The organism is Nitrospirota bacterium (assembly GCA_015233895.1).
GTDB lineage: Bacteria > Nitrospirota > Thermodesulfovibrionia > Thermodesulfovibrionales > Magnetobacteriaceae > Magnetomonas.
Window position 1 is genome coordinate 1 of the sequence record JADFXG010000022.1, and the last position, 18,120, is coordinate 18,120.

Here is an 18,120-nt window from a genome sequence, read left to right on the forward strand (position 1 = left end):
GCTGCCTACCTGCCTGTGAAATAGACTCCATCACGGTACCTGGCGGCATTGGGAAAGTTTCCTGCCAAAAAACATTCTTAAAAAACAACTACTTTACACATCTGTCAGCAAACCTTTGACTCTTTGACAGAAAAACAAAAATTTTATATACTACGCAATGTTTCATAAAGGCCTTTCAAAGTTCAATACTTTCATAAAAAACACAGAGAAAACACAAAGCGCCGTTTTTACGGGGATTTTTTTGTTGATAACAGCAACTTTTAAATATGTTGACTTATTTAATAACTATTATGACAAAGCTGGTTTTATATATACATTGTTTTGTTTCTTACGGGTCCTATTCATATTATATATAGGTTGGTTTTTTTACTTCACAGGAAAAAGCTGTTTATCTGACAAGCTGAAGCTTGGCTACCTTAATACTTTTGTTATAGCATCTATTACAGGAGCTTCTGTTTTATCAATTATAATGTTTATTTTAGGGATTTTAAAACTATATTACATATCTATACTTTTAGTATTAATGACACCCGTCTATTTTATCTCTTACGGAAATTTCAGGAATTCCACATCTGGATTATTAAAGCGTGTAGTTACCCACATCCGTTTGGAAATAATGCCACAAAGCCGGATATTGTCTTATTTATTGCTTGCTCTTATATCTTACAGACTTATATACCTATTTTTTGCCTTTGGGATTCAACCATCTTACGACCCTGGTCCGGTCAATCTTTATCTTAGATATTTTCTCAGTGTCATAAATAATCACGGCATAGTTTTAAATAATTATTTTACAATGTTTTTTAATGCCAAGGGAACAGGACTAATTTATTTAATAGCCATTTTGGCTGATATTCAAACTATTCCATTAATAACCTTCTATTTCTACATAATGACTCTGTTAATGCTATTTCTCTTAATTAAACGTTTTATAGGAAAAGACTATATTTTATGGACGCTGCTTGGACTGATAATTTTCCTGTCCTCCTACTGGATAAGCAACGACTACGATTCCCAAAAACCTCACATTATGGTAAATGCCTATTTCATGTTTATTATGTACATCTCAACGTTTATGTACACAGTATCGTTACACGACTTAAAGAAGTTTTTTTTCGTTTATACCATTAGTGGTTTAGCCGTTGTTATTATGTTACCCATGTCATTTCCGTTAGTGGTTTTTATTATTGGAATTCAGCTAATGTTATCGGTATTTTTCAAAAAATATCTTCAAATTAAATATATATTGTTTTCTATAATGATGATATGTTTTTGCTATGCAGCAGTACTTGCGTATAATAATATTACATCGGGAGTTACGGATTTTAATCCAAGGATTTTATATTCTATACTTAGAAATGATGAGAAAATCAAGACATGGATAAGCCCGTCAATTCTGTCAATGGCAGCTACCGATTATACTGTCACAACACCATCCGATGATACTCCTAATACGCCGGCCCACACGAAAATGCTCAAAGAATTTTTATATGCAAACAAAATACTGTCTTTTATAAAATATATTATTTACGAGACATCGAAAATTCCGTTCTATTTATACCTTTTGCTCCTGGTTATAAGCATTTATTTATTTTCCGCAAAAAGAAAACAAACAGAACCTTACAAGCAAGTCATAATATATTCAAACTTACTGCTCCTTTTTGCACTTTTTGCAATCAAGGTGTCACATCCGCTGGAGGATTCAATAGAAAGATTTCTCTTCATATCTTTAATATTTACAAGAGCCGTAATTCAAATATGGATATTTTACTCTATATACCACCTCAGCATGTATGTGTTAAAAAGCACCGAAAAAATTAAGCAAACAATGTTGTCACTTTTTATAGCAATGATTCTATTATTATATTCATCCCCTATTATTTACATTTTCCAATATCCTTTTAAGTATGGAATACTATACTGCATTGGTAAACTCAGCTATGAAGACTTTTACAACAGAGTTTTTGAATTAAGCTATAAATATGAAAACAATATACCTAACGTCGAATCATGGGTGTATAATAAAATAGGTTCAGGCAACAAGATACTGGTATTAACTGCTAATATGATGGGAATTTATGTATCTCCGCGAAATAATTTTATTTTCGGTGAATATGTCTATACCTTCAATCAATATAAATACCATGATACAGTATTGTTCGGCAGCACAGGGAGTGCTGTCAAAATACTTAAAACCCTTGGCATTAACTATATCCTTGTTAATTTACATAATCCTCTCATTTTGCTCTCCGGCTTCGCTCCAGTTTTTAGCGCCGAGAGCATACGTGAAAATTTCACAATTGTAGCTAATCGTGACCAACTATTTTTACTTAAGTTAAAAGCCCCTGAAGATATCGCTAATACCGATGGCTTTGCAAAAGTGTATGCCTCCATACTTGAGAGTAAAAAGACTCCTAAATACATAAGATGGCTCTACTACAATAAGATAAGAGAAGAGATTTTTAAAAAAAGGTAATTATAGTAAACCGTGTCATTTTCATATAGCCACCACATGCCATGGTTGAATTAAAACCGAAAAATGATATAATATAGACAAAGTGCTACGACAAAAACACAGGGGGCAGGATTGAAAGCTATTCCAAGAATAATGCCAACGCTTCCGGCAGCAGATCTCTTTAATATATTCAGGAATCTATCGAGGGACATTCCGGAGGAAGACGCCCAAAAAATAGTGTCTGGATTTGAAACTAAATTTGCAGAGCGCTACGGTTTGCCCAGAGGTGTTGCCACAAGCAGGGCAAGGATGGCGTTATATTATTTATTGAAAAACATGGGGCTTAAACCAAACGGTGAGGTATTGATTTCTGCAATCCATGTTGCCGACTTTATAAATATAATTGCGCTTGCCGGTTTCAAACCGGTGGTGGTTGACCTTGCGCATAACTCATATAACGTGGACTGCGACGATTTGGAAAGAAAGATTACAAAAAACAGTGTGCTCTTTCTGATGACATACTTATCGGGATATGTGCCCGATATGGAAAGAATCGTGGAAATATCACAAAAGTACAAACTGCCGTTTATTGAGGATTGCTCACAGGCGTTGGATTCTTACTATAAAGGACAGAGGCTAGGAACATTCGGGGTGGCGGCTATTTTTAGCTTAAGCTTATTTAAATCCGTAACCACTTTATTTGGAGGAATGCTTATCAGCCGCAATGAAACACTACTATCGGACATACGACAAGATGTAAAATCACTGAAACCGCCTCCGAAACAACTTTTAGTTAATGAAGCAATTAAAAACGTTGTATTAAAAATAGTGATCAGCAATCCATTGTTCAGTGCCGTGGTATTTCCCCTTATGAGGTGGACACTGCCCGTGGCTGATTATTTTTCAAAATATCAGAAATCAAATAAACAGGTGTTCTTAAGAGATAAAATACCGGATGAATTTCTTGTCCAATACACATGGCAGCAGGCAATAACTGGTTTAAGCCAGTTGAAAACTCTTGATAAAAGGGAGAGGAAAAGAAAAGAAAATGCCCTATATTTATATGATAATATAGTTTCGGACCGTAACGTTGCCGTCCCTGCACTGGTAAAAGACAGCGAGAATTCATTCTGGTTGTTTCCAGTTATCGTTAACTCTCCCAATGAATTCAGAGCGTTTCTAGCTAAGACTGCAATAGACAGTTCAAAGTTTCTCCTTAGCCTTCTTTGTGAGGAAAAGGTATTTTCACACTTCAAATTCAACAGCGATAATGCAAGGGAATTAAAACAAAAAACTGTTTTCGTCCCGATGTACAGCGTCCTTTCAAAGGCACAGACAGAAAGAATAGCTCAGGCAATAAAAAAATATCAGGCAATAAACGGCTCCAATAACGATAACAGATGAGAAAAGGGCAGGATTTTTTAAAAAAAGTTTTCCCCTTCGATATAGATATAACGGCTGTTAGGTTTGGTTTTGCATCTTTTATTAATGTTCTTTATACAAGGCTTTTCAATATTGCCTCTCCAAAGGCCCCACCCTTACTGACATGGATTACAACGTTTGATTGCAATGCCTATTGTAAATTTTGTGCCACCCATAAGGTAAAACATAGTTGTCAGGAATCTGTCCCATACGAGAAGTTAATTAAAACAGCCCATGAAATAGGCAAAGCAGGTACATTTGTCGTAGGCTTCAGCGGCGGTGAGGTGTTGATGTGCCACTATCTCTTTGATGTAATCAAAGTGTTACATTCCTATGGCGTCAAGACCTATATTGTTACAAACGGCTTGCTTCTCAGAGAAAAAGCTGACGAGATACTACAAAGCAAGGTAGAGCTTGTTGTTGTCAGCATCGATAGCAGCACTGCAGAGGAACATGATAATTTCAGGGGTTTTCCCGGCCTCTATGAAAAATTGCTGGATGGTATACAATACATCAGAAGTAAACGGGAAAACTCTGTTCCATTAATAAAAGCCACAACGATATTAAATAAAAAAAATATTCCTAAAATAAATGTTATCCTCGATGATCTAAAAGCCTTCACAGACACTCAGTCACTCCAACCTATAGTAACCGGTTACCATGAAAACAGCCCTCACAGCAAAGCAGAAGAAGGGATAACCTCTTTCATGTTTCAACCTGAAGACAGGCCGCAACTTCAACATTATATAAATGAACTAATAAAAAACCATCCTGATTTTAACAGTTATTATTTCAGGCAAATTCCAACATATTACTTCGACCGTGAAAGGCTTCTTGAAATTCAATGCTGGTCTCCGTTTTTCAGGATGATGATTATGCCAAACGGCGATGTAGTTCACTGCCTTGCTAACCCAAAGTACCCCCCAATCGGTAATATTAAAGATTCCACAATTATGGAAATATGGAACAGCAGAGAAATGTTCAGACAACGCGAGGAAATACGTTTACATAAAAACAACTGTATCTGTTGGACCCAGGACGCCTCTTTCAATCAACTTATACATAACATCCCTCTATTTAACAGAATTCCGGTCTTTAAAAAACACAAGTAGAGTAAGCCGGTTATCAGAACCTCGGATAAAATTGACAGATGGGCATTATGAATAGTATGGGTTTTTCTACAACAAACACGTATCTTTAAATTTAGTTTTTAATCTTTGTACTTTACAAAAAAATAATAATTGTTCTCATTGGTTTTTATTGTTTTAAGTGTTTTTATTGTTTTAAATGTTTTCGGTTGATGTAAACCTGCATGGATACAAGGTTTAAGTGGTTGAACTATCCCATATCCGTACCTAACTATCCCATATCCGTACCTAACTATCCCATATCCGTACCTAACTATCCCATATCCGTACCTAACTATCCCATATCCGTACCTAATTATCCCTCTTGACATTGCATAGGGATAGTAGTATATAATTTATTATGTCCGAGAGCTATGATAAGAACCTTATAACAAAATCTAACAGACTTGTTGAAGCCCGCTATAAATTAACAGTGAATGAACAAAAATTAATTCTGTGGCTAATATCTAAGATAGAGCCAGACGATGAGGACTTTAAAATTTATACGTTAAAGATAACTGAATTTATGGACATGTTGGGGATTGAACATAAGGGAACTTATGCTGAGGTGCAAGAAATAACCTATAGGCTCATGGAAAAAGTTTTACAAATAAAAGAACCGGCTGGATTATTGCAGATAGCGTGGTTTTCATCGGCACAGTATTTTGATGGGAAAGGTTATGTTGAACTGGAATTTTCACCAAAATTAAAACCGTATCTCTTAGGACTGAAGGAACGATTTTTAAGTTACCGGCTACAAAATGTCATTCAATTAAAAAGCTCATATTCTATTAGAATTTACGAGTTGTTAAAGCAATATGAAAAAATTGGTACACGGATTTTCAAAATATCCGAATTTAAAAAAATGTTAGGGTTGGGCAATGAATATCCGTTATATAGTCACTTTAAGGAAAGGGTTATAACTGTTGCTCAAAAAGAGCTTAAAGTCCAAACTGACATTAGTTTTGAGTTTAGAGAGATTAAACTTGCCCGGAAAGTAACTGAAATAGAGTTTTTAATTATCAAAAATGAAAAGGTGATCAGAAATGGTAAGCAAGTGTCTGCCGATCCTATAGAAAAGACCATATTCAAATTAGAATATTATGAGAAAAATCTTTTTGATAAATTGCAGAAATATTACCAATTATCTCGTGAGCAAGCTCATGATGTCGTAATACGTATTTTGCCACAAATGGATAAAGAGTATATAGAGGGATTGCTAAATTACTGTTCTGGTTACTATGAAAAAAAGAAAAAGGAAAATATTAATGTCCACTTAGGAGCAATCACATGGAAAGCCTTACAAGAAGGATGGCAACCACAACAGAGCTTATTTGACATTGAAAGTAAAGAGAAAGAACATGCAGAACTGAAAAGACAAGCAGAGACCAAACGTAAAGAAAAAGAAAAACACGATAAAGAAATCCGCATCAAAGAACAAATTTACGAAGCTATTGAAAATCTTACACCAGAAGATAAATCAGAAATAGAGGAGGAATTTCCAAAATGGCTAAAAATAAATAATCCCTATAATTATAATAATAAATATCAACCGGACATGAGCTATGACATAATAAAGACAAGAATAAAAATAGATTTATATCATTTTATGAGAGAAAAATTAATACACGAATGAGCTTAGGAAATCAGAGGGAAAGGAAATATTCAATAAACAGTGTCAAGTCTGAAATCACCTTAAGCTGAGATACAGTTTGGCTCCGGTTTCTTAAGTGCTGGTTCTATTTCTCAGAACAGGGGCATCCCACCATGAGGATTATCGAAAGCATGGGCCTCCTTATGGCGAATATTTTGATATGGCTGCTCATAAAGATATTTATCCTGAATTTGCTCGTTTATAGGTTGAACTTGTTTTAACCGAAACAGATTGACTTATACTATAATATTGTGTACACTATAAATACTATATTGGCTTTTTAGGAATAACTACTATAATGGAAGATAGTCAAAGCAAAAACGATAAAGGAACTCAACCACAATTTAGAAATAAAACAGTTGCGTACCTGCGAGTATCTACAGGCCAGCAAGACCTCAATAATCAAAAATTGGAACTTCATGAATATGCCCACAAACACAACTTCAAGATTGATGAATTCTTTGAAGTTGAAGTGTCTTCTCGCAAATCAACTAAAGATAGAAAAATTGACAAACTCCTTGAGTATTTACAAGAAGGAGATTTTCTGATAGTCACAGAATTATCACGGTTGGGACGGAGTGTTGGGCAAATAATTCAAATCATTGATGCACTTATTAAGACAAACGTCAAGTTTCTTGCTGTTAAGGAATCCATCCAAATAAATGGCAAACAGGACATTCAGACGAAGACTATGATTACGATGTTCGCCTTGTTTGCTGAAATTGAAAGGGATTTAATATCTGAAAGGACAAAACAAGGGCTTTATGCTGCAAGAGAGAAAGGAAGGTTGATAGGACGCCCTAAAGGAACTGGTACGTCTAGGCTCGATGGGTTTAAGCCTGAAATCGAAGCTTTGTTAAACAATGGGAGCACTAAATCATTTATCGCTAAAAGATACAAAACTTCTCTTAATAACCTTTATAAATGGATGAAAAAGCATAAAATCCCATTAAGGCCAGGTTAGTTGCCTACTCCATTTATTAATCAGGGTTTACAGCTGTTTTCCGCCTCCAGCTTTAGGGCTTCTAAAAGTACAATAATCTCGGATGTTAAAAATGCCCGTAACCGTACTGAATTCAAGGATCTGTGCTCTAAAACATATGACAGATTTACCCTATACGGCAATAAATTTTTTTAGTAGATTAAAAATGTGGTACTCAAGAAGAAAACCTGGAAACTGTCTGTTAATTCTAAAAGAAATAACAGGCTTATAAAGTGATTTTGTTACTTTATAAATGAATCTGATTTTTAGGCTGTAATTTTCTAAGTATGATTCCCAGTTACTTATTGTATATGCGGCCATAGAAAGCATACTAATATAATTGTCATAATCTTCTGTGTACCACGGCATAAATATCCTTGACTCCTGGTCAAGGTTACTCCACTGTGCGGGTGTCGAGGGCGGTTTAAACCCGTGCTCTATGGCCAGATCGTATAGTTTTGAGCCTGGATAAGGAATAAACCTGCCAGGACTGAAGATAACACAATTAGGATTTTCCTCGGAAAGGCGCTTCATAAAAAGAGCGGTTTCTTTCAGGTCATCTATCGTTTCAGTAGGGATGCCGCATAGGATGTTATACATAGGAGTCAGCCGTGGATATTTTGCAAGCATTCTGTTGATTTCCAGAGATTGTTCAACAGTAATTCCTTTTTTCATAAGATTTAGTATCTTTTGTGAACCGCTTTCAACTCCGATATGAATGTAACGTACCCCTACCTCCTCAAGTAATTTAAAATCAACATCCGACATCTTTTTTACCTCATTTACCCTTATACCTCTTACGCCTATTTCCACTTTAAGCTTTCTCTTAAGCATCTCTTTTGCTATAGAGGAAAAATGGCTTACATCCACAAAGGTATCATCATCGTAGAAATATATGAAGTTAACCTTATAATTTTTAACAAGGTGCTCGATGTGGTTTACAACATCGGTGGCGGAATAAGGAACCCATTTCTGTTTGTTGTCTTTGTACCACACAGGGGAGATGCAAAAGGCGCAGTTGTACGGACATCCGCAACTGGTATAAATTGGAAACACTCGTTTCTTATTGCTCTTAAAATACTCCTCCAGAAACGGCTCTACCAATTTATAAGGTAGTTTTTTATAGTCCATGAACTCAAACGTATTGTTTATCTGCCCTATAACTAATTCGTTGTTTTTTTTGAAACACAGGCCATCTATGCTATGTAGATTGTCTGAGCCTGCAATGAGCGTCTCAACCAGTTTTGCAAACGACTCAGAGCCAAAACCACGAATACAGAAGTCAACTACATCAAGTTTTAATGTCTCCTCGGGCAGGACAGTGGGATAAGGCCCCCCCCATACAACTTGTATATTTTTAACACCTTTTACTATTTTCGATATTGCATAAGCCCCAGCAACAGGTATTCCACTCATTACGGAAATACCTACAAGGAAAATGTCCTCAAACTCGATTTTCTTTAAAAGTATTTCCTTCCAGTTATGTTCTATCCTGCAGTCCAAAATCTCTATCTCTATATCCGGCATTTCAGAGACCTTCGAGGCTACATATACGAGACTTATGGGTACGTTGATAACATAGGAGCCTACAAAGCCAAGCTCGGGATAGATCAGAAGTACTTTCTTCATTTACGCCTCTTAATCAAACTCTGCTCCACAGGCTTGATTATACAACAAAAAGGCAACAATTTAAAATAATATTTCAACTGCAAATCAGCAATACTTCATTGTACTGTAAGTAACAAACAAGTTGACGTAGAGACTTTGCAGTTGCTATACTGGCAATAGCAGGTAAAGCAGACACTATACCGACTCTGTGGAGCGCTATAAATAAAGACGATTACAAAGGACGCATGAATGGGGATTAGTTTAAATATCGTAGATGCCGGGGCAAGATACGGAATACATCCAAGCCTCGATGAACTTAAGGATTGTGCTGACTTTTATCTGTTTGAAATTGATAAGCCGGAAGCTCAAAGATTATCGGAAAAATATAAACGGTTCAAAAATATTAATGTCTATAACCTCGGTCTTTACAGCAGCAACTCGATTAATAAAATGAACATGACGCGGCATCCTGGTTTAACAAGTTTCCTCGATGTTGATAAAGCTGTAGTTGACTCTCTGGACTATATGAAGGAGGAATCGTCCGTAGTTTCAGTTACAGAGATAGAATGCGTTGCCCTGGACGAGTTTTTAACTAATGACATTCATTTTATGAAACTCGATACTGAAGGAACGGAACTTGAGATTTTAAAAGGCGCTACAGGGCATCTTAAAAAGGATATAATCGGAATCAGAGCGGAGACCCGCATTCGTCCTTTTTACAAAGGGCAGGCCTTTGTCTGGGACATTAACCATCTGCTGCTAACGTTTGGTTTTGAATTAATAAACATCGGTTATGAAGGTAGAGGAATTAAAAAAAGTAAATTTACTCTGCCCGACAAGTATGGTATTGTTGGTGGTTTCGATGCCGTTTGGACTAAGAAAAAATCACTGTTGCTGGATACTTCTTTATATTCGGACGATGAGATACGGGCAAATACCATAAGAACCGCTATTTTTTATATGCTCAACAACGCTACCGATTGTGCTTTAGATATTCTTATACATACGGTGGATTCGCTGGGGTTGACTTTTGAGAAATATATGGAGGATCCGATATTCTTACACTTAATGAAACAAGTCGAGAAATTGTTTTATTATCTTGTACGCCTGCCGTATTTCGAGAGAAAAGAATTGGATGCAATCTTCGCTAAAATATTCTATAAGGGTATGAAATTCTCATTTTATCAGCAATAATGACGGAGGAGTTCTTTTCTATGTCTATTCCGTACTATTCTGCAGTATTGTTATATGACATTTAGCAGCAAATTAATTATGAGTCTTTTTCTGTTCTCGCAAAATTTTTTCATGGATAGCCTCAAGTAACCATGTTTGTCTTGTTATTCTGATAGGCTTACGATTTTTTACTAATGCATCTACATTAGATAACATGGAGGCAGGTAAACGTATAAGTACGGATACAGACTTTTCACCATCTGTTATATGGTCATTTGGTACAGTGCCACCCTTTACAATTAGCTTTTCTACGGCTGCATCATTGAGAGATGGCTTTGGTTTTGGTTTACTTGTTACGGCCATATCAAGTCCTTTCTGTATATATGATATCATAAAGATATCTAAACAATATTATATACATTTTATTTTTATATCTATTTTATATCATAAAGATATCTAAACAATATCGTAATTTCATCAATGGCTTTGTCATCTGAAGGATGGAGCTCAGGAACAGCAAGGCCAAGAGCGGCAGCATTACTAAACGCCTTTCTTGCCATAAGTGGAGTGTCAAGAAATTGCAATGAGTTACTTTCTTGTAATACACTTCTTGCCTCGTTATTATCCTGTCCTCGTGAATCAGCACGATTAAGAAAAGCAAAGGCTCTCAAAGTTGAGTTGACAGAGCGGATTTCATCTACCAAATCGCTAACTTTTTCGAGTGTCCAAACGTCAAAAGATCGAGGGACAAAAGGAACAAGTAAAACATCTGCAACAGTTAGAGCAGCTCTTTGGCTTGTGGTGTCCCTTCCTCCAGTGTCAATGACAATGTCGTTATATTTATGAAGTAAGCGTTTAATCTCGTTGCGCACAGCAATTCCGGTTAGTTTAATGCAAGTGTATCCTGCACCCCCATCCCGTCTCTCATTCCTTAAGGTGGTAAAATCGGTTGCAGTCTCCTGATCATCAGCATCCACTAAAAGCACATCATGCCCATGTGTTGCGCGCATAATGGCTAAATTAGTTGCGACAGTTGTTTTACCGCTACCGCCCTTTATTCCGCCAATAGTTACTATCATCTGTATATCCGTAAGATATTTATTAGATATATATAATATATCATAATAATATATTGCGTCAACATGGTGAGATACAGATAATATTTAAACACTATTGGCGTGGAGCTGTGGCCAGCGCAGGAAATGCAGAGGAGTTTTTTATGAGTCAAAGGTTTTCCTTGCAAAGAAACTGAAAGGCATTTCAGATGTTTTTAATACATCGTCAAAGCCGTCTTTTTTTATTTCGGTAATAAGGATACACCTGTCTTTACACATAACAACAACTCCGTTTGAGTGTTTTAACGTGATGTTTCCTGGGACGCTGACTATCTTTCTTTCCAATAATACAGTTTTCCAGAGGACTATTTTTGTGCCGTTAAGGAAAGTAAATGCTCCCGGTAAGCCCTTTCCATTAAGTCCCCTTACAAGGTTGTGAACATCTGAGGCGCTCATTCTGTCCCAGAGTATTCTGCCGTCATCAGGGTAGCGTTTACAGTAGTATGTACCCTCTTGCGGGTCTTGTTTTAGTGCTCTAACCGTGTTGGAGGCAATCTGTGTTACGGCATTAACGAGGATTTCCTGGAATATATCCAGCGTTTTGTTTATTATCTCTCCAGCTGTTTCATCAGGAGCTATTGGATACAGTCTTTGCTCGATTATATCCCCCGTGTCTATTCCTTCATCAACATAGAGTACGGCACAACCGCCTGAGAGTTCACCGTTTATCACTTGCCAGTTTATTGGGGAACCGCCGCGGTACTCCGGCAGCTTTCCACCGTGAAGGTTTATTGTCCCGCGTGTTGGAATTGCCAGGATATCTTTTTTGAGGATTTTTGTGTATCCGGAAAGTATCATTAGATCTAAGGACAATGACCTCATATCGCTTATAAATTCTATACTATTTACGTTCTGTGGTACGTAGGTGGATATGCCCAACTGTTGAGCTGTGCTAAAGACGGAGTCATTTCCCATTTTATTTGGTTCAACCACCACGGCTGCGGGCTTAAAACCGGCCTCACACAGGCTCAACAAGCACTTAACACCACGCAGGCCATTACCGAAATACGCAATATTCATCTCTATCTTATCTTAACTCAAATGTAAATGTTATATAAACACTGCAGATAAAAGGAGAGTATCATACACTTTAACTCCTATATAGTGCTTTAGTAAAAATAAACACCTTGCACAAATTAAAATGATTGGGTATGATAATGAAATTGATGTACGATGACGTGTTGTTTAGTACATAACCCTAAGGCACAATAACGATGGACAGCGTTAAGATAACAATAATAGGCAGCGGGGTCATAGGGTTGTCTATTGCTGCGGAGTTGTCTAAATACCACGCAGATATCTTGCTTGTGGAAAGGCACGGAAAGCAGGGGCAGGAGACAAGCAGCCGTAGCAGCGAGGTTATCCATAGTGGCATATACTACAAAAATAACTCTCTTAAGGCTAAACTCTGTGTTGAAGGGGCTGCGCTTTTGTATGAGTACTGTGAAAAAAACTCCGTGGCTCACTTAAAGACAGGGAAACTGATAGTGGCAGTAACTAAAGAGGAACGAGAGGACTTAGAGTCGCTGTTTAAACACGGTACAGATGAAAACGGTGTTAAAAACCTTCGGCTTATTGATGCAGCAGAAGCCGCTAAAATTGATCCATGCATTAAGGCTGCCGCCGCCATACATTCCCCCGACACCGGCATTGTTGATTCCCACTCTCTGATGAGTCGTCTAAGCACTGAGGCTGCCGCAAAAGGTGTTGTTTTTTCATTTAATACGGAAATCAATTTTATTGAAAAAAAAACTCCCGGCGGCTACATCTTAGGTGTAAAGGACAGCGATTATAGGTTTTTCTCGCACATTGTGATAAATGCCTCAGGGCTAAGTTCAGATCGTGTGGCCTCCATGGCCGGCATTGACGTAGATGAGGCAGGGTACAGATTAAGTTATTGTAAAGGCTCGTATTTTACATACTCTGGAACCCCCCCGCCGTGTAGAATGCTGGTATATCCGCTGCCTGAAAGACAGCTTAAGGGATTGGGAATTCATGCAACGGTGGATATGGCTGGCAGACTGCGCTTTGGTCCCGACACCGAGGATGTTGATGAAATTGACTACAGGGTGGATGCAGGAAAGGGACAGATGTTTTTTGAAAGCGCAAGCAAATACATTAAAAACCTTAAGCGAGATGCTCTTGCTGCCGATATGGCAGGAGTTCGCCCTAAACTAAAGGGCGGAGATTTTATTATTACCCACGAACATCTGCGTGGACTTGAGGGTTTTATAAATTTGATAGGAATAGAGTCCCCGGGTCTTACCGCCTGTATCTCCATTGCCCGCATGGTAAGCGCCATGGTGAGGGACGTATAAGAGTGTTTTTCAGCAGATTGCCCATATAAACGCAGATGAAAAAAACCAATCTGTGAAAATCAGCGGCTGAATCCTTAAAAATTCAATCAAACATCTTTTGTGCGACATATAATAAGTGAAAACTCCTTGACTTCACAGATAAAATTGCAATATAATTATTTTGCTCATTAAAGCAACCAAGAAAATGGATGATAAAGGGTGTAATAATGTTTTAATAACCGGAGGGGCTGGTTTTATTGGCTCTTACGTGTGTAAGTTGATCCTGGGGCTTGGCTACCAGCCGGTGGTGCTGGATGCCTTCATACAGTACATCTCCCCGTTTGAAAGCAGCTATCAGAAGTATCTTGAATACAGGTTTAAGGACACTAAAAGCAGGATAATATTTGAGCGCGGCGATACCAGGGATAAAAACGACGTAAGAAGGTTAATGTCCCTCTATAAGCCGCAGTATATAATACATCTGGCGGCACTTCCGATAGCCGACCTTAGCTACACCCATCCCCAGGAGGCAATAAGCAGCATAATAAACGCTACCGTCAACATTCTGGACACTATAAATGAGCATAACTTTGTTAAAAGATTTGTCTATATATCGTCAAGCATGGTATATGGGGATTTTAAGGAGATTCCTGCCCCTGAGGACCATCCTAAGAGCCCAAAAGATATCTATGGCGGGACAAAACTTGCCGGCGAAATTCTGACAGAGACCTACAGCCGCCGCTTTGGTATAAAATACACGATAATAAGGCCATCTGCTGTCTATGGCCCCACGGATGTTAACCGGCGGGTAAGCCAGGTGTTTATCGAAAACGCTATGAAAGGCGAAAAACTCATCGTTCACGGCGGAGGGGAAAACATTTTGGATTTCACGTATGTCGAGGACATTGCCCAGGGGATAGTTAAGGCCACATTTTCACCGGGCGGAGAAAATCAAATCTTTAATATAACCAGAGGGCAAGGTCGTTCCCTGTTAGAGTATGCCGAGCTTCTAAGAAAATATTTTCCGAAGCTTGAGATACAAACGAAGCCGTTTATAGTTTACAGGCCTAAGAGGGGAGCTCTTTCTATAAAAAAAGCGCAGGAGTTAACCGGTTACTCTCCCATGTATTGTCTTGAGGATGGACTGGATCACTATATAGATTTTATGAGAGAGCTTGAGGATTGTAAGTGAGCCATATTTCGCTTTGCAGGGCGCTTATCGAGGATGAGGAGCTGCGGGCGGTGGAGGCTGTATTAAAAAGCGGGTGGCTCACTCATGGCCCTAAAAACACCGAATTTGAAACTCTGTTTGCTTCATACTTAGGTGTAAAACACGCCATTGCAATGAACTCCTGCACATCGGCACTGTTTTTGGCCATAGCGGCAAATAACATAAAGGGAGATGTTCTGCTTCCCTCCTTTACCTTTGTTGCCTCGGCAAATGCCGTGGTCACAGCAGGCGCAAGGCCTATTTTTGTGGATATCTCCTATGACGACTGCAACATTGACCCGTATTTGCTGGAAAATGCGCTTACTCCGCAAACAGAGGCACTAATGGTTGTACATTATGCCGGCCAGTGCTGTGATATGAAGACAATTTCGGAATTTGTCAAAAAGCATAAATTGGTTCTGATAGAGGATTCGGCAGAAACAATAGGTGGCACTTATGAGGGCAAAATGAGTGGCAGCTGGGGTATCGGCTGTTTTTCCTTTTTTCCCACAAAAAATATAACAACAGGCGAGGGTGGGATGTTTACCACAAATGATGATGTACTGGCTGAGCATGTCCGGGCTCTCATTGGACATGGGATAAAGAAAACCACTGCAGAGCGGGTCTCAGAGGGCAGGGCTTGGTACAGGGAGGCCAGCTATCCCGGGTATAATTTCAGGTTAAGCAATATTTTGGCGGCTCTTGGCGTGGAACAGATGAAAAAACTGGACAGGATGAACGCCTTAAGAAGGCAGCACAGCGCATATCTTATGGAAAAATTAAAGGACGTTTCTGAGATATCCCTTCCTGTGGAAAAACCGGGTCGTCTGCACGTGTATCAGATGTTTACTATAAAGGTGAAAAGAATAGGTATGAGGGATAGGCTTGTGCGGTATTTGAAAGAGCGGGAGATAGAAGCCTCAGTGCACTTTGACCCTCCAGCACATCTCCATAGTGCATATAAAGACATGTGTAAAGCCAAACTTCCGGTAACTGAGGCTGTCTCTTCAAGCATAGTAACCCTGCCCATGTTTCCACAGTTGACTGTTGCAGAGCTTGATACAATCGCTGGAGCGATAAAGGACTATTTTAGTGGTGGATAAGTCTTTGAATAAGGTTGTTGTTTTTATTCCTGCTTATAACGAGGAGGAAACGATAGCCTTTGCCATAGATAAAGTATGTGAGCTGTATCCTGAAAGTGTAACTGCAGAGAAAAATTATTTTGTTGAAATATTGGTTGTAAACGATGGCTCTGTTGACAAAACAGAGGAAATAGCAGAATCAAAAGGAGTAAGGGTGGTTTCCCATCCCACAAATATGGGACTTGGTGCGGCAACTCGAATAGCTATGATGACAGCTTATGAGATGGGGGCTGATGTTGCAGTTAAACTCGACGCAGATCTGCAGCACGACCCTGCTGATATAGAGAAAGTAGTTATGCCCATCCTGTTTGGTAAGGCCGATATATGCTGGGGATCGAGATTTGCCGGCAAAATTCACTATAAGATGCCGATAATCAGACGGTTAGGAAACATGTTTTTTACATGGCTTATGAATCAGCTGACTCCTTATGGTATTTCGGATGCACAGACTGGGCTTATGGCTTACGGCAAACGTTATTTGGCAGTGTTTGAGCTCTTTGGAAGCTACAACCCGCCTCAGCAGCTACTGATAGATGCTAGCAATAAGTTTATGAAGTATGCGGAGGTTCCGGTTGTGTTTTATGAAAGGAAAACTGGCAGATCGTTTGTCAGTTTAAGATACCCTTTTTATGTGTTTATAAATATTTTGCGCATTATGATTTACGGTAGTCCACTGAAGTTGTTTACAGCCATTGGTTCTGTTATGGTTATTTTTTCTATTATATATTTTATAGCAAGTACTATTTTTGAAAAATACTTAATGAATTTTCCAATTCTTTTAGTAAACAACCTTTCCCTTGCAACCTTAATTGTCGGTTTACAGTGTTTCTTTTTTGGCATACTGGCCGATCTCTTAATTAAAAGACGAAGGTGAAGACACTTAGCAGATGACAATAAAATCTTTTATAAAGATGTTCAGGCATTTTTTAAATTTGAAACCTACAAGTGGACAGATAATCAATGCAATGAAGTATTCATCGCATTATTTCACCAATTCTTTTCCATACTATTTGAATTACAATCCTATCAGCGTAGGCTTTTATATTACGTATAAGTGTAACATTAAATGCCCTCACTGCTTTAGCACTGCTATAAACAAGAAAGAGTATCTTCAGGAAACGATGTCTTTGGAGGAGTTTGAAAGCATCGTAACCCATAGAAACCTTATAGATACCTTCAGAGTGTCGTTTGTTGGAGGGGAGCCTCTTTTGCATCCTGATTTGTTCAAGATGATCGAATTATGTACAAGGCATCAAAAGTTAACCATGTTTCCATCTAACGGCCTTGTTGTCAATGAACGGCTGGATGAGTTTAAAAAAACCTCTCTTACAACAATACAGATAAGTTTATATGACAATTATATTGAAAAACAGATGAAAAATGCCGCTCTGATAAGAAAAGCAAATCCAGGCATCGAGGTCTCTCTATCCAGAATTGTGACGAAAGAAAGGGAGTCGTATTTATTTATGGAAGAGGTTATAAAGATGGCAAAAGGCCTTGGTCTGGAAAATATATGTTTTCAAAACTTTGTAGCAAAAGACAAAACCCATTCCCATCTATCAATTTACGAGGAGGATGAGGATGTATTGCAGTATCTGAAGGAGATAAAGTCGAAATATGGACGGGAGTTTAATATATTGTTTCCGGCTCCACTAAGTAAGAATGCCGGATGGCGGTTTTGCTACGACTTCTATACAGTTGTATTTGTGAGAAAGGGGGGAGTAATAACGCCGTGCAGCACTGTAGTGCCGCCGTATAAGATGCCTCAGACCATATATGATGATAATTTCTGGAATACTAAATCTTTCTTAGACCTCAGAAAAAACCATAACAGCACACCTCCATTTGACTCTTTGTGTGACTTCTGTTATAAAAGTGCCCGCTACACAAGAGCTTTTATATAAAGAGGCCTTGCCTTTTCATACGGTGTTTTAT

At 38.3% G+C, this 18,120-nt stretch carries 15 protein-coding genes; 11 read left to right on the top strand and 4 right to left on the bottom strand.

Annotated features, from left to right (window positions below):
- Positions 1-523 precede the first annotated feature (523 nt).
- From HQK88_12685 to HQK88_12705, 5 genes are all read left to right on the top strand, one after another.
- A complete protein-coding gene (locus tag HQK88_12685) occupies positions 524-2,476 on the top strand; it encodes a hypothetical protein (protein MBF0617657.1) in 1,953 nt (650 codons plus the stop codon).
- A gap of 111 nt (positions 2,477-2,587) precedes the next feature.
- The gene (locus HQK88_12690) at positions 2,588-3,859 is read left to right on the top strand and encodes a DegT/DnrJ/EryC1/StrS aminotransferase family protein (GenBank protein MBF0617658.1); all 1,272 of its coding nucleotides are present in this window, start codon (positions 2,588-2,590) and stop codon (positions 3,857-3,859) included.
- On the top strand, positions 3,856-4,989 hold the full coding sequence (locus tag HQK88_12695) for a radical SAM protein (GenBank protein ID MBF0617659.1): 1,134 nt from the start codon (positions 3,856-3,858) through the stop codon (positions 4,987-4,989). Before HQK88_12690 ends, HQK88_12695 begins: the two co-directional genes overlap by 4 nt.
- Before the next feature lie 376 nt (positions 4,990-5,365).
- A complete protein-coding gene (locus HQK88_12700) occupies positions 5,366-6,640 on the top strand; it encodes a replication initiation protein (protein MBF0617660.1) in 1,275 nt (424 codons plus the stop codon).
- A 316-nt stretch (positions 6,641-6,956) separates the two neighbouring features.
- Positions 6,957-7,622, top strand: a complete 666-nt coding sequence (locus tag HQK88_12705; protein ID MBF0617661.1) for a recombinase family protein — start codon at positions 6,957-6,959, stop codon at positions 7,620-7,622.
- 150 nt (positions 7,623-7,772) lie between these two features.
- Here HQK88_12705 and HQK88_12710 read toward each other — a convergent pair whose 3' ends face one another.
- Positions 7,773-9,269, bottom strand: coding sequence for a B12-binding domain-containing radical SAM protein (locus HQK88_12710; protein ID MBF0617662.1), 1,497 nt, complete (start codon positions 9,267-9,269; stop codon positions 7,773-7,775).
- A 228-nt stretch (positions 9,270-9,497) separates the two neighbouring features.
- Here HQK88_12710 and HQK88_12715 point away from each other — a divergent pair, with 228 nt between their 5' ends.
- The gene (locus HQK88_12715) at positions 9,498-10,442 is read left to right on the top strand and encodes an FkbM family methyltransferase (GenBank protein MBF0617663.1); all 945 of its coding nucleotides are present in this window, start codon (positions 9,498-9,500) and stop codon (positions 10,440-10,442) included.
- A 72-nt stretch (positions 10,443-10,514) separates the two neighbouring features.
- On the opposite strand, the gene HQK88_12720 is transcribed toward HQK88_12715, so the two are convergent.
- The 3 genes from HQK88_12720 to HQK88_12730 all read right to left on the bottom strand — a co-directional run bounded on the left by HQK88_12720 (position 10,515) and on the right by HQK88_12730 (position 12,556).
- Positions 10,515-10,814, bottom strand: coding sequence for a hypothetical protein (locus HQK88_12720; protein ID MBF0617664.1), 300 nt, complete (start codon positions 10,812-10,814; stop codon positions 10,515-10,517).
- Between the two features lie 41 nt (positions 10,815-10,855).
- Positions 10,856-11,500 carry an AAA family ATPase gene (locus HQK88_12725; GenBank protein ID MBF0617665.1) on the bottom strand — a complete coding sequence of 215 codons (645 nt, stop codon included), beginning with the start codon at positions 11,498-11,500 and terminating at the stop codon, positions 10,856-10,858.
- Positions 11,501-11,638: 138 nt separating this feature from the next.
- The gene (locus HQK88_12730) at positions 11,639-12,556 is read right to left on the bottom strand and encodes a methionyl-tRNA formyltransferase (GenBank protein ID MBF0617666.1); all 918 of its coding nucleotides are present in this window, start codon (positions 12,554-12,556) and stop codon (positions 11,639-11,641) included.
- Between the two features lie 194 nt (positions 12,557-12,750).
- Between HQK88_12730 and HQK88_12735 the strand changes: the two genes are divergently transcribed.
- The 5 genes from HQK88_12735 (at position 12,751) to HQK88_12755 (ending at position 18,089) form a co-directional block, all read left to right on the top strand.
- Complete coding sequence (locus tag HQK88_12735) at positions 12,751-13,854, top strand: NAD(P)/FAD-dependent oxidoreductase (protein ID MBF0617667.1); 1,104 nt, start codon at positions 12,751-12,753, stop codon at positions 13,852-13,854.
- 184 nt (positions 13,855-14,038) lie between these two features.
- Positions 14,039-15,025, top strand: coding sequence for an NAD-dependent epimerase/dehydratase family protein (locus tag HQK88_12740; GenBank protein ID MBF0617668.1), 987 nt, complete (start codon positions 14,039-14,041; stop codon positions 15,023-15,025).
- Positions 15,022-16,146, top strand: coding sequence for a DegT/DnrJ/EryC1/StrS aminotransferase family protein (locus tag HQK88_12745; GenBank protein MBF0617669.1), 1,125 nt, complete (start codon positions 15,022-15,024; stop codon positions 16,144-16,146). Before HQK88_12740 ends, HQK88_12745 begins: the two co-directional genes overlap by 4 nt.
- Positions 16,147-16,150: 4 nt before the next feature.
- Positions 16,151-17,059: a glycosyltransferase family 2 protein gene (locus tag HQK88_12750; GenBank protein MBF0617670.1), complete on the top strand. Its 909-nt coding sequence runs from the start codon at positions 16,151-16,153 to the stop codon at positions 17,057-17,059.
- A gap of 13 nt (positions 17,060-17,072) precedes the next feature.
- On the top strand, positions 17,073-18,089 hold the full coding sequence (locus HQK88_12755; GenBank protein MBF0617671.1) for a radical SAM protein: 1,017 nt from the start codon (positions 17,073-17,075) through the stop codon (positions 18,087-18,089).
- Positions 18,090-18,120: the final 31 nt, after the last annotated feature.